This is a genomic window from Bradyrhizobium sp. NBAIM08 (genome assembly GCF_020193935.1).
Classification (GTDB): domain Bacteria; phylum Pseudomonadota; class Alphaproteobacteria; order Rhizobiales; family Xanthobacteraceae; genus Bradyrhizobium; species Bradyrhizobium yuanmingense.
This window is the reverse complement of sequence record NZ_JADYVR010000011.1, coordinates 114,047-133,364: the sequence shown is the minus strand read 5'-3', so window position 1 is coordinate 133,364 and position 19,318 is coordinate 114,047. Positions and strand designations below refer to the sequence as shown.

Genomic DNA, 19,318 nt, shown 5'->3' with positions numbered 1-19,318 from the left:
TCAGTCCAGCGCCAGTACCGGCTTGATCAGTTCGCCCTTGGCGAAGCGGGCGAAATTTTCAGGAAGAGCCGAGAGGCCGAACTCGCCATCGACGAGGACGCGGTATTCGTCCTTGTACTTGCGCAACAGCTCGACGTTCGGCTCGAAATCCGAGACCGGGAAGTAGAAGGTCCGGATCATGTAGAAATCCTTGCGGCGGAACACCTTGCCCTCCTCGATGGTCCAGGGCGCGGCGTTCTCGCCGACCAGCACCAGGGCGCCGCGCGGCAGCACCAGCTCGATGCCGAGATTGCGCGCCGCATGGGCGCCGGAGCATTCCATGATGAGGGCGAAGCGTCTGGAGGTATCGCCGACCGAGTGTGGCTTGGCACCGAAGGATTGCGCGATCTTGAGACGCTCCGCATTCGGGTCGGCGACATAGACATCGTCGTAGCCGAGCGAGCGGAGCGCCAGCACAACGCCGAGGCCGACCGGCCCTGCTCCCATCACGAGGACTGGTCCGGCTTCGCTTGGCGGCACGACGCGGCTGACGAAGCGAACTGCGTGGCCTGACGTACCGATGGTGTCGAGCAGCAGCGGTGCGAGGCTGTCCTCGATGTCATCGGGTACCGGCAGCAGGCAGTTCTCCGGCACCGGCACGTATTCGGCATAGCCGCCCGGCCTGTTCCAGCCGATCAAGCTGGAGACCTCCAGGCACATCTGGGTGTCGCCGCGCTCGCAGGCGGCGCAATGGCCGCAGTGCAAGGGAATGTAGACGGCGCAGCGCCGGCCGTGCAGCCTGTGACCGGACTGCTCGACCACTCCGAAGATTTCGTGGCCGGCGGTGAACTCGGCACCCTTGTGCCAAAGCTTGAAGTCCGAGCCGCACAGCGCGGTACGCGAGACGCGCACGAGTACCTCGCCGGTGCCGACGTCGGGTATCGCAACGCGCTCGATGGTGATGCGGTCGTCCCCGTGGAAGACCGCGGCCTGCATGACCGAATTGGGACGGGGTGATACATTCATCGAAGATCTAGCCTTTCACCGCACCGAGCGTCAGTCCGGACACCAGCCAGCGCTGAACCAGAGCGGCCAGCACCAGCGGCGGCAATGCGATCAGCGTCGCCGCGGCCATGAGCGCGCCCCATTGCGTCGAGCCTTCGCCGATGAAGTTGAAGGCCGCCGCGATCAGCGTCTTGGTGTCGCCATTGGAGAGCACCAGCGCAAACAGGAAGTAGTTCCACGAAAACACGAAGGCGAGGATCGCCGAGACCGCGATGCCTGAGGCGACCAGCGGCATCGCGATGCGCCAGAGGATGCGCGTGACGCTGCATCCGTCGACCTGCGCGGCCTCGAACACGCTACGCGGAATGGCGTCGAAGGACGGCAGCAGCACCCAGATCACGATCGGCAGCGTGATAACGGCATGGCTGAGAATCAGCGCGGTGTAGGAGCCGATCATGCCGATTTGCCGGAACATCACGTACCACGGCAGCAGGAACAGCGTTCCGGGCGCCATGCGGGCGACCAGCGTGAGGATCGCCGGCCAGGTGATCCGTGTCCATGACACGGCGAAAGCGGCCGGAATGCCGAACAGCAACCCCAGCGCGGTCGAGCCGACGGTGACGATGAGGCTGTTGAGCGCGTAGCTCAGGAACGGCGTGGTCCTGGTCAGCTCGACGTAATTCTCCAGCGTCGGCGAGAAGACCAGCGTCGGCGGATAGGCGGTAACCTCGAAGGACGGCTTGAACGAGGACAGCACCATCCAAACCGTCGGCGCCATGATAAGCGCGCCGGCCAGCACGAGCTGAATCGTGTTGAGCCATCGAATCCAGCGATCGGTATTGGCGGCATCGGTCATGGCGTCACCAGGCGACTGCACCGCGCAGGCGGTTGAAGGCGAGCACGGCCCCGAACACGACCGCCGTCAGCGTCAGCATCAGCGCGCTGGCATAGCCAATGTTGAAGAACTCGAATCCGACGCGGAAGCCGTAGATGTTGAGCGTATTCGAGGCGTTGCCCGGGCCGCCTTGGGTGGTGATGTAGATGATGTCGAAGAAGCGCAGGAGATCGACGCTGCGCAGGATCGCCGCGGTAACGATGGTCGGCAGCAACAAAGGCAGCGTGATGCGCTGGAACGTCTTGAGCGGAGACGCGCCGTCGATCTGCGCAGCCTCGTAGACGCTCGGCGGCAGCGATTGCAGACCGCCCAGCACGATCAACGCGACATAGGGGGTCCACTGCCAGCTGTCGATCAGCGCCACGGTCGGAATGACCCAAGTCGGCGAAGCCAGCCAGTCCGACGGCGGCAGGCCGAACGATTGCAGGATGTAGTTGGCGGCGCCCAGCGACGGATCGAGGATCACGAGCCACATCATGCCGGCGACCACTGGCGGCATCATGAAAGGCGAGATGAACAGCGAGCGGACGATGCCCGGCAGCCGCCTGGCGTGGAACAGCACCAGCGCCAGCCAGACGCCGAATACGAGCTGCAGCACCAGCGACAGCGCGAACAGCGCGATGGTGATCCACAGCCCGTGCCAGAACTCGACGTCGGAGATGAGCTTGGAATAATTGGCGAGACCCGCGAAGGACTGCTTGCCGGTGGAAGAAAAGGTCTGGAAGCCGAGCCAGATCGTATAGACGACCGGAAACGCGATCATCGCGACCGTGAAGAGCACGGCCGGAGCCGAGAGCGCCGCCATCTCCAGCTTCTGCCGGTCCTGCGTGAGTGGCGCAGCCGTGTCAGACATGCGATCCTGTCCTTGATTGAGTGAGGTGCCGGCAGGCAACGAGCCAGCCGGCACCAGGCGGTCAGTTCAGCGCAATCAGCGCGTCCAGCGCCTTGTCGGCATCGGCGCAGGCCTGGTCGATCGGCTTTTGCTTCAGGATCAGATCCTGCACGGCCTGACCGATGAATTCGCGCGATTGCGGATTGGCGACGATGGGATAGCCGACCTCGGAGGAGCCCTTGGTGGCGAGCACGTCGAGCGCAGCCTGCCATTCCTTGCGGACCGGCTCCTCGTCGATCCACTTGCGATACTCCGGGTCCTTCGCGACCGACGGGCGTGGCGGGGCAATGCCCTGAAGCGCCATTTTCTTCTGCACCTCGGGGCTGGTCGCCCATTGCACGAAATACCAGGCCGCGTCCGGCTGCTTGCTGTGCGAGGACACCGCCATGCCCCAGCCGATCGTCGTCGGTACCTGGCCGGCCTCACCCGCCGGGAACGGCATCAGGCCGGTGTCCTTCAGCCGCGCCCCGCCTTCCATCACCGTGCGTAGCTCGTTCGAGGATTCGAATGCCATCGCGGCGCGTCCGCTGCGGTACAGCGCCGAAATCTGCTGGAAGCTGTAATTGACCACGCCGGGCGGGCCGAAATCGCGCAGCAGCCGGCTATAGGTGTCGAGCGCCTCCTTGCCCTTGGCCGAGCAGAGGTTCGACTTGCCGCCGGCGATATACGTGCCGCCGATATTGTGCAGCATGTTGCTGAAGGTGTAGGCGACGGCGGGCTTGAGGCCGCGCGAGACGAACGGCGTCACCGTGCTGTCGCAGGCCTTGATCTTCTCGGCGGCTGCCTCGACGTCCTTGATGGTCTTCGGCGCTTCGAGCCCGCACTTCTTGAAGATGTCGGTGCGGTAATAGAAGATCGGGCCCTCGAGGTTCATCGGCATGCTGGTGAGCTTGCCGTTGAACGTCGCGGCCTTCAGCAGGGCCTGGCTCAACCCGTTCGGATCGTAGTCCTTGGCGACGTCGTTCTTGGCCATCGCGGTGAGATCGCCGTACCAGCCGGCGGCCGCGAACTGCTCCCCCTCGCGCGAGGGCAGCGTCATGAACACGTCGACCTCGTCGCTGTTCGCATTCATCACAGTGACCAGACGCTGGCGCATCTGCTGTTCCTGATAGCCATCGACCTTCAGGGTTATGCCGGTCAGCTTCTCGAAATCGGCCTTGTAGGTCAGCAGCGCCTGCGCGACCGGGTTGTTGTTGGCGAGAAAGGTGACAGTCTTGCCCTTGAACTTCATCCAGTCGAAATCGGCGGCGTGGGCCTGCCCGCTGGCGGCTACTACGAGAACGGGCAGCGCGACATGCGTCGCAAGCATCCTGGCCTTCATCGAATTCTCCTCCCGGCTGGCCGCCTTAATCTGGCGAACCCCTTTTGAACACGGTTTGATCGACATTTGAAAACGGTTACAAAATAGACGCCCCGCCCGCCGTGTCAAGCGATGGACAAGCAGCAAAATCTCCGGCAGATTTCTGAAAATGTCGCCACCGGATGGCTCGCGCCGCATAATGTAACGTTACATCATGAGACTGACCCAAGCCAAGTCGATGAACAAGTCTGTGAAACAGGGCATCCGCGCCGTGGCGGCCCGCGCCGGCGTTTCGACCGCCTCAGTCTCGCGCGCCCTCAACAACCCCGATGCGGTCAGCCCGTCCTTACGCGCACGCATCGAGCAGGCCATCGACGCCCTCGGCTATATCCCGCATGCGCCGGCGCGCATTCTGTCGTCGCGGCGCTCGCGCACGCTCGGGGCAATCGTGCCGACCATCGACAACACGATGTTCGCGCGCGGCATCGCCTCGCTGCAGCAATATCTGTCGTCGGTCGGCTACATGCTGTTCCTCACCACGAGCGGTTACGATCTCGACGTCGAATTGCAGCAGGCGCGCAACCTGATCAGCCGTGGTGTCGACGGCCTGGTGCTGCGCGGCGACTGCCATCATGACGGCTTGCGCAAACTGCTCGCGGACAATGCCGTGCCGTTCATCAACGTCGGTATCTACCAGCCCGACAAGCCCTACCCCTGCGTCGGGACCGACAACGAAGCAGCCGCTCATCGCGCGGCCGCGCATGTCATCGAGCTCGGTCACCGCCGCATCGGGATCGTCTCGGCGCTCCAGCGCAACAACGACCGGGCCAGTGCGCGCGTCGCCGGCTTTCGCCGTGCGCTCGCGGAGAACGGGATCGAGCTCTCTCCGCAATGGCATGTCGAGGTTCCCTACACGCTTGACGACGCGCGCGAGGCGGCCCGCTATCTCCTCAACCTCAAGGACCGCCCGACGGCTGTGGTGTGCGGCAACGACGTCATCGCCTATGGCGTTCTGCTCGAGGCGGAGCGCGACGGCTTCTCCGTGCCGCGCGATCTGTCGGTGGTCGGCTTCGACGATCTCGACTGGAGCCGGCATTTGCGACCGAGCCTCACCACGATCCACGTTCCAACTGGAGAAACCTGGCAACGCGCCGGCGAATATCTGGTGCGCAGCCTTGCCGGCGAGCAGACCATCATGCACCGCGAGATCGATTTCTCGCTCGTGGTCCGCGAATCGACGGCCCCACCGCCGAAATCCCTGAAGTGAGGCCTTGCCGATGACTTCGAATTTTTCGCTCGCCCCCGGATTCCATGCCGTCGTCATTGGCGGCGCCGGCGACATTGGCGCGGCGATCAGCAACCAGTTCTGCGATCTCGGCGCGACTGTTACGGCGACCGGCGCCAACGAGTCCGACCTCGCCCGCACGCTGCTCAAGCCGCGCGCCGGCCTCACGCTGGCGACGATGGATGTAACCGATGATGCGGCCGTCAGGTCTTTCGCCGGAAGACACAAGCGCGTCGACGCACTGGTCAATTGCGCCGGCATCTTGGCGCGCGACAAGGAATTCGAGATCGAAACCTTCATGAAGGTTATCGACGTCAATCTCACCGGCACGTTCCGGACCTGCATGGCATTCCGTCCGCTGCTCGCGAAGACCAAGGGATCGATCGTCAACATCGCCTCGATGAACGCGACGCTCGCGCTGCCGCGCATCCCCGCCTATTGCGCCAGCAAGGGCGGCGTCGTGATGCTGACCAAGGCGCTGGCCTTGAAATGGGCCGAGGAAGGCATTCGCGTCAATGCGGTTGCGCCCGGCTACATCGAAACGGCGATCAACGCCGCGGGCCGCACCGACCTCGCGCATTACCGGCGAATCGCCGACCGCACCGCGTTCAAGCGCTGGGGCCAGCCCGAGGATGTCGCGGGCGCGGTTGCGTTCCTCTGCATGCCGGCCTCGCAATACGCGACCGGCACCGTCGTCGCCATCGATGGCGGCTTTCTGGCAGGATAGTCAGCCGTCTCCGATCGGCCGCAGATCGTGCCAGAGTTGAAGATGCGGAAGCTCGACAAGGATGCGGTGCGTGGTCCTCTCGCCGCCCTAGGAGTGAGCAGGCCCGGACGGCGCCACATCCAAGCGGACCGCGATCCCGTCCAGATCCGGGGTCGGCGCTGGATAATGCATCATGACGAGCGGATCGTGACCTGGAACGATGTGGTCCGCATCCGCCGCTGCGGCGCGCAGTTTGTCGAACCCCACCAGCATGTCGCCGACATGAAACGCCGTCGTAAAGGGGCGCTCGCTGGTCAGGTTTTCGTAGAAATGACTGACGTCGGAAGCGAGCACGACCGGACCGCGGCGCGTGTTGACCCGGACGAATTGAAGCCCGGCGGAATGTCCGCCCGCCGCATGGACCGTCAGCCCGGGAGCGATCTCAGCATCGCCATCGTAGAACAGGACTCGGCGCGCATAGTTCAGCCGCACGATGCCGCAGACGTCCTCGACCTCGAAAGAATGCGACAACCTCGGATATTGCATGTAGCGGCCGGTGGCGTAGGCAAGCTCGCGCTCCTGGAGATGAAATCGTGCGTTCGGAAAGCGGTCGAAATTGCCGGCATGGTCGTAGTGCAGATGCGTGAGGATCACGTCCTCGATTTCGGCCGGCTCGATATCGAACGCCCCAAGAGCCTCCACCGGGCAGCGCAGGAATGTCCGCCTGCGCTGCTCCGCAATTTCGGCGTTGAACCCGGTATCGATGACGAAGGTGCGCCCACCTCCCCGCGCCAGCCACATGAAATAGTCCATCGGCATCGGCCCGTCATGCGGATCGCCGCCGATGAAGTGGTCGCTCCGCTGCGCATCCCGCGTTGCGTAGCGGATGGCGAAGAGTTCGTAGATCGGGTCAGCCATGGATTTGCTCAGGAGCCGGCCGCGTCGACCTCGTTGAAGGCCTCGCGTGCGTTGCGGAAAGCGTCGATGCCGGCGGGCACGCCGCAATAGACGGCGACCTGGAGCAGGATCTCCTTGATCTCCTCCTTGGTCAGCCCGTTCTTCAACGCGCCCTTCACGTGCAGCTTCAGCTCGTGCGGCCGGTTCAGTGCGCCGAGCATCGCCAAATTGACGATCGAGCGCGTGCGACGGTCGACGCCGGGCCGCGTCCACAGCGCGCCCCAGCAGAATTCGGTGGACCATTCCGCCATCGTGCGCGTGAACTCGTCGGCACCGGCGATCGATTTGTTGACGTAGTCCTCGCCGAGCACCTCCTTGCGGACTTTGAGGCCCTTTTCGAACAGTTCGGTCTTGGTCATGATCGTCCCTTTCACGTCTTGCGAGAGTCTAGATGGAAGTTGTTCGGCGCATCGCCGAGGGCGGCCGCAACGATCGCAGCAGTTCGGCGACGTCAGCCACCGCATCGAGACGCCAGACGGCGTCGATGACACCGTCCGCGTCCCAATTGCTCTGGCCCGTTCGCACGCTTTCGCGCAGCTTGGCCTCGAGATCGCGATCTTCAAGCGGCGCTGCCCGGCTGCCGCGCGGCGAGATGACGGTCTCGGTGAAAACCTCGCCGGACGACAGGCGCACGGTCACGCGTGCCGCACCATCCGGCATCCCGTCATCCCACTCCGCCCTCACCTTCTGCCGCAGCTGCACAATATCGGGCCGGACGACCGTCTCGCGTGCAAACTCGGCGACGCCGGCTCTGCCGAGCAGCAATCCGCACGCCACGCAATGATGGATGCTGACGCGCGCATCGCGCTCGTTGTTGACGGGGCGGTCGCCGCGCGCAAGCAGCAGCGTCGAGCCTTGAACGGTCACGGTATCAATCTGGTCGAATCGCCGACCGATCCGCTCCTGCAACTGAAGGCAGGCATCAATGACCGCATGAAAAACGATGCCGGCGGGATAGGGCTTGTAGGTGTTCTTGGCGATCTCAAAGGTCTTGCCGAGACCATCAAGCAAGCGGGCAATATCCGGCTCGTCACCCATGGTGCGTGCCCAACCGAGCGGGCCTTCAATGGCGTGGGGGGCTGCCTCATAACCCTGCTCTGCAAGCAGCGCCGCAAACAAACCGTTGCGCGCCGCGTTACCGACGCTGACATTCTTCGCGGCACTGGGCAGGTTCTCGACATTGCCTGCCGACTGGCTCGCCGCGAGCCCGATGGCATTCGCAGTGCCCTCCGCGGGCAGACCCAATAGTTTGGCGCAAGCCGCCGCGGCGCCAAAGATCCCGCAGGTCGAAGTGATGTGCCAGCCGCGCGCATAATGGCGCGGCGAAACGGCGGCGCCGATGCGGCATTCGACGTCCACACCGAGGATGAACGCCGTCAACAATTCGCGTCCAGACAATTTATGCGTCTCCGCGAGTGCGAGGACTGGAGCTGCGACCGGTGCCGCCGGATGAATGATCGTCTCGGGATGGGTGTCATCGAAATCGAGCAGATTGGCCGAGATGGCGTTGAGAAACGATGCGCACATCGCGTCCATCGGCTGCGAATGACCGATGACCGTCGCGATCGCGGCGCCGCTGAACGGCGACAGGGTTCGCATCGCCGCCATCACCACCGGATCGCGTGCGGAGCCGAGTGCCGTGGCGAAGAAATTCAGTATCGAGCGTCGCGCCTCGCCGCTCTGCGCCTCCACGTCCGCCCACGATGTCGCCGCGACGAAATCGGCGAGCGTTCTGCTCACGCTGGGAATTGGGTCTTGCGGCACGCGGGGCGTCTTCCTCGTTTTTCGGACCTTATGCCGATCCGCGGCAAACTGTCGACCCCAAATGTTATGCTTGACAGCTTGTCTGACAATCATAACAATCCGGCACGCTGGCACGGGAACCCGCCGCCGCAACGACGGCGGTCGTCAGGGCCGGCCGGCGAACTGACAACGACAAGATCAAGACGGCGCGCCCCGCGTGGGATCGCGCGACAGGGAGTGAACGATGGCGGGAGAGACGCTCGGTGTGATCGGAACGGGCCGCATGGGCGGCCCCATGGCGGGGCGGTTGATGGACGCGGGCTATTCGCTCGTCGTCTACGACACGCAGACCGACGCGACGCAGCCGCTGGTCAAGCGCGGCGCCTTGGTCGGCAAGTCGCCGGCCGACGTCGCCTCGCGCGCCGACATCGTGCTCGCCAGTCTGCCGACGCCCGACATCGTCAAGGCCGTCACTCTCGGCGAGGACGGCATCAGCAGCGGCAACCGCGCCAAGATCGTCGTTGATCTCTCGACCTCTGGTCCCGGCGCGGCGAAGCTCGTTGCGGAAGGGCTGAAAGCCAAAGGCATGACGCTGGTCGATGCGCCCGTCAGCGGCGGCATCAAGGGCGCCGTGAACGGCACGCTCGCCGTTATGGTATCGTGCCCGCAAGCGACTTACGACATCGTGCAGCCGATCCTGAAGAATTTCGGCAAGCTGTTCTACACCGGCGACAAGCCCGGCGTGGCGCAGACCGCCAAGCTCGCCAACAATCTGATGGCGGCGGCGGCGCTGGTGATCACGTCGGAAGCGGTCGCCATGGGCGTCAAGGGCGGCGTCAACGCCAAGGTGCTGATCGATATCATCAACGCCAGCAGCGGCCGCAACAGCGCCTCCGAAGACAAATTTCCCCGTTCGGTGCTGCCGGGCACGTTCGACTTCGGATTCACCACCGGCCTTTCCTACAAGGACGTCCGTCTCTGCGTGGACGAGGCCGAGGCCATGGGCGTGCCGATGGTCTGCGGCGCAGTGGTACGGCAGATGCTGGCGATCACCAACGCCAAATACGGCCCGTCATCCGATTTCACCTCGATCGCCAAGGTGCTCGAGGAGTGGGCCGGAGTCGAGATGCGCGGCTGAGCGCAGGAGCCTTTGGGAGAAACACTTGCGATGACGAACGGCCCGACCGGATCAGGCAAGATATCGCTCGCGCGCCAGATGGCGCGGAGCGCACTTGCCGTTGATCTCGGAGATTTCGGACCTGAAGTGGTCGCCAAGGCCAAGCTCTGCCTGCTCGACTTCCTGTCCTGCGCCTTCGAGGCGGGCCATCATCCCTGGAGTCGTCAGGCAATCGCGATCGCACAAGGTGGCGGCAGCGCAACCATCGTCGGAATGTCGCGGCTCTCCTCGCCGGCCGATGCCGCCTTCGCCAATGCCGTGATGGGGCACGGACTCGTGCGGGAAGACATGCATGCCGCCAGCATTGCGCACCACGGCGTGGTGATCTGGCCGACATTGCTCGCGCTGTCCGAACAGTCGCAACTGCACGGCTCAAGGCTGCTCGCAGCCGCCATCATCGGATATGAGACCGGCGCGCGGATCGGCCGCGCGCTCCTGACCTCCGACCTCGCGCGGCTCTATCGTCCGACCGGCCTCGTGGCCCCGCTGGGCGCGGCGCTCGCCGGAAGTTTCGCGCTCAACCTGTCCGAAGACGCAGCGACCAGCGCCATCGCGATTGCGGCCAACACGTCCAGCGGTCTCAACGAGTGGCCGCATGCAGGCGGCTCCGACATGTATTTTCATCCGGGCTTCGCCGCCAGCAATGCGATCAAGGCAATCGGCCTCGCCGCAGCCGGCGCTTTCGGCTCCGAAACGATCCTCGAAGGCGAAGCGGGCCTGTTCGCCGCCTATCGTCGCCAGGCCGCGCCCGACAGCATCGCGCTGTTCCCGAGTGGCGAATGCGAGATCATGGCGGTCTACAACAAGCCGGTCCCGGCCTGCAATTTCGCGCAGACCGCCGCGCAAGCGGCCCTTCGCGTCTCGCACGAACTCGCCGGCACCGAGGAGATCGACCGCGTCGTCATTCGCGCTCCCGATGCCGCCGTGCGCTATCCTGGGTGCGCCTCCACCGGCCCGTATCGGAACGCGCTCCAGGCCAAGATGAGCATTCCCTTCAGCGTCGCGGCCACGCTCGTGAGGGGCGAGATCGAGGAAGGCAACTACGCCGAACTCGATGATGTCGATATCATCCGCCTGGTTGCGATCACGAAGCTTGAGCCGGATGTCGGCTTCACCACCGCTTTCCCCGACAAGCAGGGCGCGGATGTGACCGTGCATCTGCAGAGCGGTCGGACGATCCGGCACGCGCTACCCGACGTCATCGCCGCAACGCCTTCAGATATTCGCACGCGCTTTCGCACGGCCGCTCAGGGAGTCCTCGGTGAGGACCGCGCGTGCCGGTTGGAGCAACTCATCGAGAGCTGCGAACGGCTCGGCAACGCCGGCGATATCGCAGCACTATGCCGCCTGGACACGGCGGAACGGGTTTTACGATCGGCATCATAAGAAGTGCCGGAGAGTACGGGGGAAACATGGTCGACTTCGAGACCCGCTTAGGTTCGTCAGCCGCGCGGAGGCGAAGCTGATGGAAGGATTTCTGCAAGCGCTCGCCGCGGGCCTTCTGATCGGCGCCGTCTACGGCCTGATGTGCGTCGGGCTCGGCCTGATCTTCGGCGTCATGCGCGTCATCAACTTCGCCCATGGCGATTTCATGATGCTCGGCATGTACACTGCCTTCTATCTGTTCACCGCCGCCGGCGTTCAGTCGTTCTTCGGCAATGCCGTCGGACCGTTCGTCTCCATCCTGCTGGCCGGCCCCGTGCTTGCCGTATTCGGCTACTTCGTCCACCGGGCACTGATCTCGCACGTCTCGGGGACGCGCACCGCCTCGCTCGAAGGCGAGGGACACTACGCCCAGCTGATCCTCACGCTCGGCATCGCGCTGATCCTGCAGAACGGCGGCCTCATCGTGTTCGGCTCGGTGCTGGCCTCGATCCGCACGCCGCTGTCGAGCTCGGCCTGGGAGCTCGGCCCCTTCTTCGACATGAGCATCTTTCTCAACAAGGCCCGCAGCATCGACATGATCGTTTCGCTGGTCATGATGATCCTGCTGTCGCTGCTGATCACGCGCACGCGGATCGGCAAATCGCTTCGCGCCGCCGCGGATAATCCGACCGCCGCGACCTATATGGGCATCGACGTCGACCGCGCGCACCGAACCGCCTTCGCGCTCGGCTGCGGCATCACGGCGATCGCCGGCGGCCTCCTCGCTACGAACTATCCGTTCCACCCGTTCGTCGGCCTCGAATACGTCATCGTCATGTATGCGGGCGTCGTGCTCGGCGGCATGGGCAGCATCATCGGCGCGTTCTGGGGCGGCATGACGATCGGGCTCGTGCAGCAGATGTCGACGCTGATCCTGCCGACGCAGCTGCAGAACGCCGCGATCTTCGCCGTCTTCCTCCTCATCATCTTCTTTCGACCGCAAGGCTTCTTCGGGCGGATGGTGGAGAGGACGTGATCATGCTCCGGATGCGCTCCTTTCTTCCTCCCCTGCTCTTCACCATCGCCTATGCCGCGCTGTCGCTCGGCGTCACCAATTCCTACTACCAGCTGATCCTGACGCTGGTGCCGGTGTGGGCGGTGTTCGGCCTGTCCTGGAACCTGCTCAGCGGCTACACCGGACTGATCTCGTTCGGCCATGCCGCCTTCTTCGGCATTGGCGCCTATGCCACCGCGCTTGGCCAGATCTATTTCGACATATCGCCCTGGCTGCTGATCCCCATCGCCGCCGTGCTCGGCGGCATCGCCGGGCTGCTGATCGGATTTCCCACCTTCCGCCTCCAGGGCCACTATTTCGCCCTGGCGATGCTCGCCTACCCGCTTGCCATCCTCTACGTGTTCGAGTGGCTCGGCTTCCAGGAGGTGACCCTTCCGATCAAGCGCGACGCGCCGATCGCCTACATGCAATTCGCCGATCCGCGCATCTACACGCTGCTGGGACTCGCAATCATGCTTGCCACCATCGTGCTGACGCAATTCATCGAGCGCTCCCGCTTCGGCATGGCACTGCTCGCAATCAAGCAGAACGAGGCCGCCGCCGAGGCGGCCGGGATCAATACGCTCGCCTGGAAGCTGCGCGCGATCACGCTGAGCGGGGCCATTGCCGCGGCGATCGGCGGCTTTTACGCGCAGGTGTTGTTGGTCGTGACGCCGCAATCGGTGTTCGGCATGCTGGTGTCGGCCCAGGCGCTGACGGTCGCGATGTTCGGCGGCGTCGGCACAGTCTGGGGGCCGGTGATCGGCTCGGTCATCCTGATCCCGCTCGCCGAGATCCTGCACGCCGAGGCCGGCGCACGCTTCCCGGGCATCCAGGGCGTGATCTTCGGCTTCGCCATCGTCTGCGTCATCCTGCTGGCACCGGAAGGCCTGTTCTGGAAGCTGCGCGATCTCCTGCGCAAACAGATCGCGCCTAAGGCGCCTGCCTCCGACCTGCCCGAAACATCGGCTGCCAACGTCACCACGCTGAAGCCCGCCCCCCGACAGCGGGCCGCCACCGGTGAAGTCGTGCTCGAAGTCAAGAACCTGTCGCGGTCCTTCGGCGGCCTCAAGGCGGTGCAGGATGTCAGCTTCAAGCTGCACCAGAACGAGATACTCGGCATCATCGGCCCCAACGGCGCCGGCAAGACCACGCTGTTCAATCTCCTCAACGGCTTCCTGAAGCCGAGCGAGGGTGAGGTGCTGATCGATGGCCGCAACATGTCCGGCCAACGGCCGCACGTGATCTGCGAGGCCGGCATCGGCCGCACCTTCCAGGTGATGCGACCATTCCTGCGCATGTCGATCCTCGACAACGTCGTGGTCGGTGCCTATGTGCGCGCGCGGTCCGACGACGAAGCTCGCAAGCTTGCCGCCGATGCAGTTGCCCGTGTCGGGCTCTCCGCCGTCGCCGACCGCGTCGCCGGCGAGCTTTCGACCAAGGAGCTGCGGCTGATGGAGCTTGCCCGCGCGATCGCCGGCCAACCACGCATCCTGCTGCTCGACGAGACCCTCGCGGGCCTCGGCCACGGCGAGGCGGACGAGGTCGTCGCCGTGATCCAGCAGCTCGCGCGCGACGGTATGACCATCGCGATCATCGAGCACACGATGCAGGCGATGGTTCGGCTGGTCGACAGGTTCGTCGTACTCGACCACGGCGCCGTCATCACCGAAGGCCTGCCGGAAGTGGTGACGCGCGACAACCGTGTGATCGAGGCCTATCTCGGCAAAAAATGGGTGGGCCATGCTGCGAATTGAGGGATTGAGCGCGGGCTATTCCGCCAAACCCGTCCTGAACGACATCTCGATCAATGTCGGCGCCGGCCAGTTCGTCGCCATCGTCGGGCCCAACGGCGCCGGCAAGACCACGCTGTTCAAGACCATCTCCGGCATCGTCAAGCCGAGCGGCGGGGCCATCACCTTCGACGGCGTCGACCTCCTCGCAGTGCCGCCGCCGCAGCGCGCCCATCTCGGCATCGCCCACGTGCCCGAGGGCCGCCAGGTCTTCCCGTCACTGACCGTGATGGAGAATCTGGAGATGGGTGCGATGACGGAGAGCGGTCGACGCGACTGGCAGAGCAACATCGAGCGCATCTTCGAATGGCTGCCGGTGCTGAAGGAGCGTCGCAGCCAGTTCGCGGGCACGATGTCAGGCGGCCAGCAGCAGATGCTCGCGATCGGCCGCGGCCTCGCCTCCTCGCCGAAACTCTTGATGTTGGACGAACCCTCGATGGGGCTTGCGCCCTCAACCGCCGACTTCATCTTCGATCGGCTGATCGAGATTCGCCGCCAGTCCGGGCTGACCATGCTGCTGGTCGAGCAGCGCGTGGCGGAAGCGCTGGAATCCGCGGACCACGGCTACGTCCTCGAAGCCGGCCATGTCGTGCTCGAAGGCAACAACGACACGCTGCGCGCCGACGACCGCGTGCGCAAGGCCTATCTCGGCATGTGACAACCATAAAAAAGACAAGGGAGTAAACAAAATGAACAAGACATCGGAGGGACTCTCGCGACGGACCGTGCTGTCCGGCGCCGCCGCCGTGGGCCTTGCCGGCGTGGCACGCGCGCAGACACCGGCCGAGATCAAGGTCGGGCTGATCGTGCCGCTGTCGGGCATCTACACCCGCCCCGGCCAGGTGATGAAGATGGGCGCCGAGATGGGTATCGAGCACATCAACGCGCAGGGCGGCATCAAGGCGCTCGGCGGCGCCAAGCTGAAGCTCGTCGTGATCGATTGCGGCGACACCACCGAGAAGGCCAAGAACGCGGCGCAACGCATGGTGGCGCAGGAGCCGGATCTCGTCGCTGCCACCGGCTCCTATCTCTCGTCCTTCACGCTGGCGGTCACCGAGGTGACCGAGCGTGCCGAGCTGCCGGTGCTGACGCTGTCCTATTCGGACCTTCTGACCGACCGCGGTTTCAAATACATCTTCCAGACCGCCGCGACCGCGAGCCGCCAGTCCGAGCTCGGATTGCCGACTCTGATGAAGCTCGCGGAGAACGCCTCGGGCAAGAAGCCGAAGACGGTCGCGATGCTGATGGACAACACCGCGACTTCGGTTGCCACGGCCAAGGCGCTGAAGGAGAAGCTGTTCGCGCAGGAAGGCCTCCAGCTCGTCGTCGAGGAAGTCTGGACCCCGCCGCTGTCGGATGCGACGCCGCTGATCCAGAAAGTCCGCTCGGCCAAGCCCGATCTGCTGCTGTTCATGCCGAACGCGGTGTCGGACGCCAAGCTGGGGCTCGAGAAGATCAGCGAGTTTGGCCTTGGCCAGGGCAAGATCCCGACCGTGTCCTTCAGCATCACCATCGCCGAACCGGACATGCTGCAGAGCGTGAGCCCGGAGACAGTGCAGGGCATCATGACCATCGTCGCCAATTGGGGCTCGAAAGGTCACGAGGCGCTGATCGCCGAGCTCAAGGCGAAATACAAGGAGCCCTGGATGACGCAGAACGTCATCTCGACCTATGGCGACATGTGGCTGATGAAGGAAGCCTTGGAAAAGGCCGGTAAGGCCGACCGCAATGCGGTCGCGCAGGCCTTCCGCACCATGGATGCCGGACCGTCGAAATACTATCCCGGCGGACAGCTCAAGTTCGACGAGAAGGGCCGCAGGGTCGGCGCCGGCGTCGTCATCGTGCAATGGCAATCGGGCGTGCCAGTCACCGTCTATCCGCCCGAGCTCGCGCAGGCGCAGCCGTTCTGGCCGAAGAAATAGCATCGCACGCTTTTCAGGGAGGAGGATTGTCATGAGAACAACGAGCAAGATCAGGATCACCCGTCGAACACTGCTTGCGGGCGCCTCCGGCACGCTGATCGCGTCCCGCGCCTGGGCCCAGCAGCCTTCGGAGGTGAAGGTCGGCCTCTTGGTGCCGATCTCCGGCATCTACGCCCGTCCCGGCACGGTGATGCGTCAGGGCGCCGAGATGGCCGTCGAGCACATCAACGCGCAAGGCGGAGTCAAGGCGCTCGGCGGCGCCAAGCTGAAGCTCGTGGTGCTCGATTCCGGCGACACCACTGAGAAGGCCAAGAACGCCGCCCAGCGTATGGTGGCGCAGGAGAGCGACCTGGTCGCGGCAAGCGGCGCCTACCTGTCATCCTTCACGCTCGCGGTCACCGAGGTCACGGAACGCGCCAACTTGCCCGTCCTCACCCTCTCCTACTCCGATCTGATCACGGATCGCGGCTTCAAATACGTGTTCCAGACCTCGGCCACGGCAGCCTCACAGGCCCGTCAGGCCTTGCCGCAAATCATCAAGCTGGCCGAGACGGCATCGGGCAAGCGGCCGAAGACGGTCGCGATCCTCACCGACAACACGGCCGCGTCGATCGCCTCGGCGAAGTCGATGCGCGAAGGCCTGCTGGCGGAAAACCAGCTGCAGCTGATCGTGGACGAGACCTTCACCCCGCCGCTGGCGGATGCGACATCGCTGGTGCAGAAGATTCGCTCGGCCAAGCCCGACCTGCTCTTCTTCCTGCCGACTGTGATCTCGGACGCAAAACTGCTGCTCGAGAAGATGAACGAGTTCGGCCTCGGCCAGGGCAAGGTGCCGACGATCTCATTCGGCATCGCCATCGCAGAACCCGACATGCTGCAGACCGTGAGCCCCGAACTGCTGCAGGGCGTCCTGACCTGCGTTGCGAGCTGGGGCGCCAAGGGCCATGAGGCCCTGATCGCCGAATTGAAGACCCGCTACAAGGAGCCGTGGATGACGCAGAACGCGATCTCCACCTATGGCGACATGTGGGTGATCAAGGACGCGCTGGAGAAGGCCGGCAAGGCCGACCGCGTCGCCGTCGGCGAAGCGCTGCGCACCATGGATGCGGGTCCCTCGAAATATTACCCGCTCGGCGAAATCAAGTTCGACCAGAAAGGCCGCCGCGTCGGCGCCGGCATGACCATCGTGCAGTGGCAATCCGGCGTGCCGGTGACGGTGTTCCCGCCCGAGCTCGCGCTGGCGAAGCCGTTCTGGCCCAAGAGCTAAGGTGAGACCTGATACCGCTCGAAAGCGAAACGGAGAACAGAATGGACAAGGCGACCTACGACCGCGGCCTCGAAATCCGCAAGAGCGTGCTCGGCAGCGAGTTCGTCGACAAGGCGATCGCGTCAGCCGACGAGTTCAACCGCCCGATGCAGGATCTGACCACCGAGTACTGCTGGGGTTACGTCTGGGGCCGCGAAGGGCTGACGCGAAAGACGCGCAGCTTCCTCAATCTGGCGATGCTCTGCGCGCTCAACCGTCCGCACGAGCTGAAGACCCACGTCCGCGGCGCCCTCGCCAATGGCGCGACCAAAGAGGAGATCCGCGAGGTCTTCATGCAGGTCGCGATCTATTGCGGCGTGCCTGCCGGCGTGGACGCGTTCCGCAACGCGAAGGAAGTCTTCGCCGAGCTCGACAAGAAATAAGGGCGCGCGGGCTGCGATGAAGGGCAAATGGGCACTCGTGACCGGCGCGACCGCAGGCCTTGGCCTCGCCATCGCGGAAGGCCTGGCCGGCGCGGGCTGCAACATTGTCCTGCACGACCTCGTTGCGCCGAAGCAGCCCGCGGACGACCTCAGCGCCCGCTTCGGCATCGAGGTCATCCCCGCCGCTGCCGATCTGTCCGGGCGCGACGACATCGAGAGCATGATGGTCGGCCTGCTCGACCGCTGCGGAGTCATCGACATCCTTGTCAACAACGCCGTTGTCAGGCATTTCTCGACGATCGAGCAGTTTCCACCCGATCGCTGGGACCAGGCGCTCGCTGTTAACCTGTCGGCGCCGTTCCACCTGATCCGCCTTGCGCTGCCCGCGATGAAGCAGCGCGGCTGGGGCCGGATCATCAATATCGGCTCGATCTATTCGAGCCGCGCGGTCGAAGATCGCATCGACTACGTCACGACCAAAGCGGCAATCCTCGGCATGACCCGCGCGGTGGCCATCGAGACCGCCCGCAGCGGAATCACCTGCAACGCGCTCTGCCCGGGTACGCTGCCGACGCCGGCGATCCTGAACAAGATCGCGACGATGGCAGCGAATAGCGGACGCCCCGTCGATGACGTGACCCGCGAATATCTTGGCGAGCGCCAGCCGACGCAGCGCTTCGTCGAAATGGATGCGGTCGCCGCCATGGTCATCTTTCTCTGCGGCACCGCGGCAAATGACATCACCGGCGCCAGCCTGCCCATCGACGGCGGCTGGTCAATCGCATGAAAGCATTGGAATGGGAGTGCTGAGATGACCGAACAACCAGGCCAGACCGTCGTCCTGACCGGCGCTGCCGGCGGCATGGGACGCGCCATCACCAAGGCGCTGCTGGACAGCGGCCGCCGCGTCGTGCTGGTCGATCGTGACGCCGAGGCGCTTCAGCAGCTGGCGGCCACCGTCGGCGACGAGGTGTTTCCGATTCAGCTCGACGTCAGCGATTCCCGGGACGTGGATAGTCTGCCGGAGGCCATTCCTGCTCATTTCAAGCCGGTCGAAATCCTCATCAACAATGCCGGGCATGACATCGGCGGCCGGACACGCTTCGACGCCGGCTCCGCCGACGACTGGTCCAACATCATCCAGACCAACCTGATTGGCCTGATGCGCGTCACCCGCGCGATCCTCCCCGACATGGTCAAGCGCAACGCCGGCCATATCGTCAACATCAGCTCCATCAACGCCGTCCGTATAGTCCCGGATATGGCGGCCTACAGCACCAGCAAGGCAGGCGTGCACATGTTCACCGAGACCCTCCGGGGCGAGCTGGCGGACACCGCGATCCGGGTCACCGAGCTCCAGCCCGGCCTGACCAGGACCAACATCATCCTGACCCGCTACCGCGGCGACAAGCAGAAGGAAAGGGACTATTTCGACCAGTTCAGGATGGCGCTCGAGCCGGCCGACATCGCCCTCTCGATCGTGTTCGCCCTGGATCAGCCCGCCCACGTTCAAATTGCCGAAATGATGATTCTGCCTGTAAACCGGTATTGAATCA

Annotated in this window: 19 protein-coding genes; 12 read left to right on the top strand and 7 right to left on the bottom strand. The window is 64.5% G+C overall.

Features of this window, described 5'->3' with window-relative positions; all coding sequences use genetic code 11:
• From I6F37_RS30190 to I6F37_RS30175, 4 genes are all read right to left on the bottom strand, one after another.
• Window positions 1-1,005: a zinc-binding dehydrogenase gene (locus tag I6F37_RS30190; RefSeq protein WP_225153538.1), complete on the bottom strand. Its 1,005-nt coding sequence runs from the start codon at window positions 1,003-1,005 to the stop codon at window positions 1-3.
• Window positions 1,006-1,012: 7 nt separating this feature from the next.
• Window positions 1,013-1,840, bottom strand: coding sequence for a carbohydrate ABC transporter permease (locus I6F37_RS30185; RefSeq protein WP_225153536.1), 828 nt, complete (start codon window positions 1,838-1,840; stop codon window positions 1,013-1,015).
• Window positions 1,841-1,844: 4 nt separating this feature from the next.
• On the bottom strand, window positions 1,845-2,732 hold the full coding sequence (locus tag I6F37_RS30180) for a carbohydrate ABC transporter permease (protein ID WP_225153534.1): 888 nt from the start codon (window positions 2,730-2,732) through the stop codon (window positions 1,845-1,847).
• Between the two features lie 61 nt (window positions 2,733-2,793).
• Window positions 2,794-4,092 carry an ABC transporter substrate-binding protein gene (locus tag I6F37_RS30175; RefSeq protein ID WP_225153532.1) on the bottom strand — a complete coding sequence of 433 codons (1,299 nt, stop codon included), beginning with the start codon at window positions 4,090-4,092 and terminating at the stop codon, window positions 2,794-2,796.
• A 193-nt stretch (window positions 4,093-4,285) separates the two neighbouring features.
• Here I6F37_RS30175 and I6F37_RS30170 point away from each other — a divergent pair, with 193 nt between their 5' ends.
• Entirely contained in the window at window positions 4,286-5,338 is a 1,053-nt protein-coding gene (locus tag I6F37_RS30170; protein WP_225153530.1) for a LacI family DNA-binding transcriptional regulator, read from the top strand.
• A 10-nt stretch (window positions 5,339-5,348) separates the two neighbouring features.
• Window positions 5,349-6,083 carry an SDR family NAD(P)-dependent oxidoreductase gene (locus tag I6F37_RS30165; RefSeq protein WP_225153528.1) on the top strand — a complete coding sequence of 245 codons (735 nt, stop codon included), beginning with the start codon at window positions 5,349-5,351 and terminating at the stop codon, window positions 6,081-6,083.
• An 87-nt stretch (window positions 6,084-6,170) separates the two neighbouring features.
• Here the strand turns inward: I6F37_RS30165 and I6F37_RS30160 are convergent, their stop codons facing one another.
• Genes I6F37_RS30160 through I6F37_RS30150 form a run of 3 tightly spaced genes read right to left on the bottom strand, consistent with a single transcriptional unit; the run spans window position 6,171 to window position 8,759 of the window.
• Window positions 6,171-6,980 carry an N-acyl homoserine lactonase family protein gene (locus tag I6F37_RS30160; RefSeq protein ID WP_225153526.1) on the bottom strand — a complete coding sequence of 270 codons (810 nt, stop codon included), beginning with the start codon at window positions 6,978-6,980 and terminating at the stop codon, window positions 6,171-6,173.
• Window positions 6,981-6,988: 8 nt separating this feature from the next.
• The gene (locus I6F37_RS30155) at window positions 6,989-7,378 is read right to left on the bottom strand and encodes a carboxymuconolactone decarboxylase family protein (protein ID WP_036011521.1); all 390 of its coding nucleotides are present in this window, start codon (window positions 7,376-7,378) and stop codon (window positions 6,989-6,991) included.
• 28 nt (window positions 7,379-7,406) lie between these two features.
• Complete coding sequence (locus I6F37_RS30150; protein ID WP_225153524.1) at window positions 7,407-8,759, bottom strand: MmgE/PrpD family protein; 1,353 nt, start codon at window positions 8,757-8,759, stop codon at window positions 7,407-7,409.
• A 247-nt stretch (window positions 8,760-9,006) separates the two neighbouring features.
• Between I6F37_RS30150 and I6F37_RS30145 the strand changes: the two genes are divergently transcribed.
• The 10 genes from I6F37_RS30145 to I6F37_RS30100 all read left to right on the top strand — a co-directional run bounded on the left by I6F37_RS30145 (window position 9,007) and on the right by I6F37_RS30100 (window position 19,314).
• Entirely contained in the window at window positions 9,007-9,900 is an 894-nt protein-coding gene (locus I6F37_RS30145; RefSeq protein ID WP_057026133.1) for an NAD(P)-dependent oxidoreductase, read from the top strand.
• A 30-nt stretch (window positions 9,901-9,930) separates the two neighbouring features.
• Window positions 9,931-11,325: an MmgE/PrpD family protein gene (locus I6F37_RS30140; RefSeq protein WP_225153522.1), complete on the top strand. Its 1,395-nt coding sequence runs from the start codon at window positions 9,931-9,933 to the stop codon at window positions 11,323-11,325.
• 79 nt (window positions 11,326-11,404) lie between these two features.
• Window positions 11,405-12,340, top strand: a complete 936-nt coding sequence (locus I6F37_RS30135; RefSeq protein WP_036035780.1) for a branched-chain amino acid ABC transporter permease — start codon at window positions 11,405-11,407, stop codon at window positions 12,338-12,340.
• 2 nt (window positions 12,341-12,342) lie between these two features.
• Window positions 12,343-14,115, top strand: a complete 1,773-nt coding sequence (locus tag I6F37_RS30130; protein WP_225151677.1) for an ATP-binding cassette domain-containing protein — start codon at window positions 12,343-12,345, stop codon at window positions 14,113-14,115.
• Window positions 14,102-14,809 (top strand): ABC transporter ATP-binding protein, encoded by a 708-nt coding sequence (locus I6F37_RS30125; RefSeq protein ID WP_036011537.1) that lies wholly within the window; start codon window positions 14,102-14,104, stop codon window positions 14,807-14,809. The genes I6F37_RS30130 and I6F37_RS30125 overlap by 14 nt, the downstream gene beginning before the upstream one ends.
• Before the next feature lie 31 nt (window positions 14,810-14,840).
• Window positions 14,841-16,073, top strand: a complete 1,233-nt coding sequence (locus I6F37_RS30120; RefSeq protein WP_128262831.1) for an ABC transporter substrate-binding protein — start codon at window positions 14,841-14,843, stop codon at window positions 16,071-16,073.
• A gap of 31 nt (window positions 16,074-16,104) precedes the next feature.
• Window positions 16,105-17,340 carry an ABC transporter substrate-binding protein gene (locus I6F37_RS30115; RefSeq protein WP_036026677.1) on the top strand — a complete coding sequence of 412 codons (1,236 nt, stop codon included), beginning with the start codon at window positions 16,105-16,107 and terminating at the stop codon, window positions 17,338-17,340.
• A gap of 41 nt (window positions 17,341-17,381) precedes the next feature.
• On the top strand, window positions 17,382-17,762 hold the full coding sequence (locus I6F37_RS30110) for a carboxymuconolactone decarboxylase family protein (protein WP_036011548.1): 381 nt from the start codon (window positions 17,382-17,384) through the stop codon (window positions 17,760-17,762).
• 16 nt (window positions 17,763-17,778) lie between these two features.
• Window positions 17,779-18,549: an SDR family oxidoreductase gene (locus I6F37_RS30105; protein WP_225151588.1), complete on the top strand. Its 771-nt coding sequence runs from the start codon at window positions 17,779-17,781 to the stop codon at window positions 18,547-18,549.
• Between the two features lie 24 nt (window positions 18,550-18,573).
• A complete protein-coding gene (locus tag I6F37_RS30100) occupies window positions 18,574-19,314 on the top strand; it encodes an SDR family oxidoreductase (RefSeq protein ID WP_225151590.1) in 741 nt (246 codons plus the stop codon).
• The last annotated feature ends 4 nt before the right edge of the window (window positions 19,315-19,318 follow it).

Coding starts and splice junctions, on each gene's coding strand:
- I6F37_RS30190 (WP_225153538.1), bottom strand. CDS start 1,005: ATGAATGTATCACCCCGTCCCAATTCGGTCATGCAGGCCGCGGTCTTC.
- I6F37_RS30185 (WP_225153536.1), bottom strand. CDS start 1,840: ATGACCGATGCCGCCAATACCGATCGCTGGATTCGATGGCTCAACACG.
- I6F37_RS30180 (WP_225153534.1), bottom strand. CDS start 2,732: ATGTCTGACACGGCTGCGCCACTCACGCAGGACCGGCAGAAGCTGGAG.
- I6F37_RS30175 (WP_225153532.1), bottom strand. CDS start 4,092: ATGAAGGCCAGGATGCTTGCGACGCATGTCGCGCTGCCCGTTCTCGTA.
- I6F37_RS30170 (WP_225153530.1), top strand. CDS start 4,286: ATGAGACTGACCCAAGCCAAGTCGATGAACAAGTCTGTGAAACAGGGC.
- I6F37_RS30165 (WP_225153528.1), top strand. CDS start 5,349: ATGACTTCGAATTTTTCGCTCGCCCCCGGATTCCATGCCGTCGTCATT.
- I6F37_RS30160 (WP_225153526.1), bottom strand. CDS start 6,980: ATGGCTGACCCGATCTACGAACTCTTCGCCATCCGCTACGCAACGCGG.
- I6F37_RS30155 (WP_036011521.1), bottom strand. CDS start 7,378: ATGACCAAGACCGAACTGTTCGAAAAGGGCCTCAAAGTCCGCAAGGAG.
- I6F37_RS30145 (WP_057026133.1), top strand. CDS start 9,007: ATGGCGGGAGAGACGCTCGGTGTGATCGGAACGGGCCGCATGGGCGGC.
- I6F37_RS30140 (WP_225153522.1), top strand. CDS start 9,931: ATGACGAACGGCCCGACCGGATCAGGCAAGATATCGCTCGCGCGCCAG.
- I6F37_RS30135 (WP_036035780.1), top strand. CDS start 11,405: ATGGAAGGATTTCTGCAAGCGCTCGCCGCGGGCCTTCTGATCGGCGCC.
- I6F37_RS30130 (WP_225151677.1), top strand. CDS start 12,343: ATGCTCCGGATGCGCTCCTTTCTTCCTCCCCTGCTCTTCACCATCGCC.
- I6F37_RS30125 (WP_036011537.1), top strand. CDS start 14,102: ATGCTGCGAATTGAGGGATTGAGCGCGGGCTATTCCGCCAAACCCGTC.
- I6F37_RS30120 (WP_128262831.1), top strand. CDS start 14,841: ATGAACAAGACATCGGAGGGACTCTCGCGACGGACCGTGCTGTCCGGC.
- I6F37_RS30115 (WP_036026677.1), top strand. CDS start 16,105: ATGAGAACAACGAGCAAGATCAGGATCACCCGTCGAACACTGCTTGCG.
- I6F37_RS30110 (WP_036011548.1), top strand. CDS start 17,382: ATGGACAAGGCGACCTACGACCGCGGCCTCGAAATCCGCAAGAGCGTG.
- I6F37_RS30105 (WP_225151588.1), top strand. CDS start 17,779: ATGAAGGGCAAATGGGCACTCGTGACCGGCGCGACCGCAGGCCTTGGC.
- I6F37_RS30100 (WP_225151590.1), top strand. CDS start 18,574: ATGACCGAACAACCAGGCCAGACCGTCGTCCTGACCGGCGCTGCCGGC.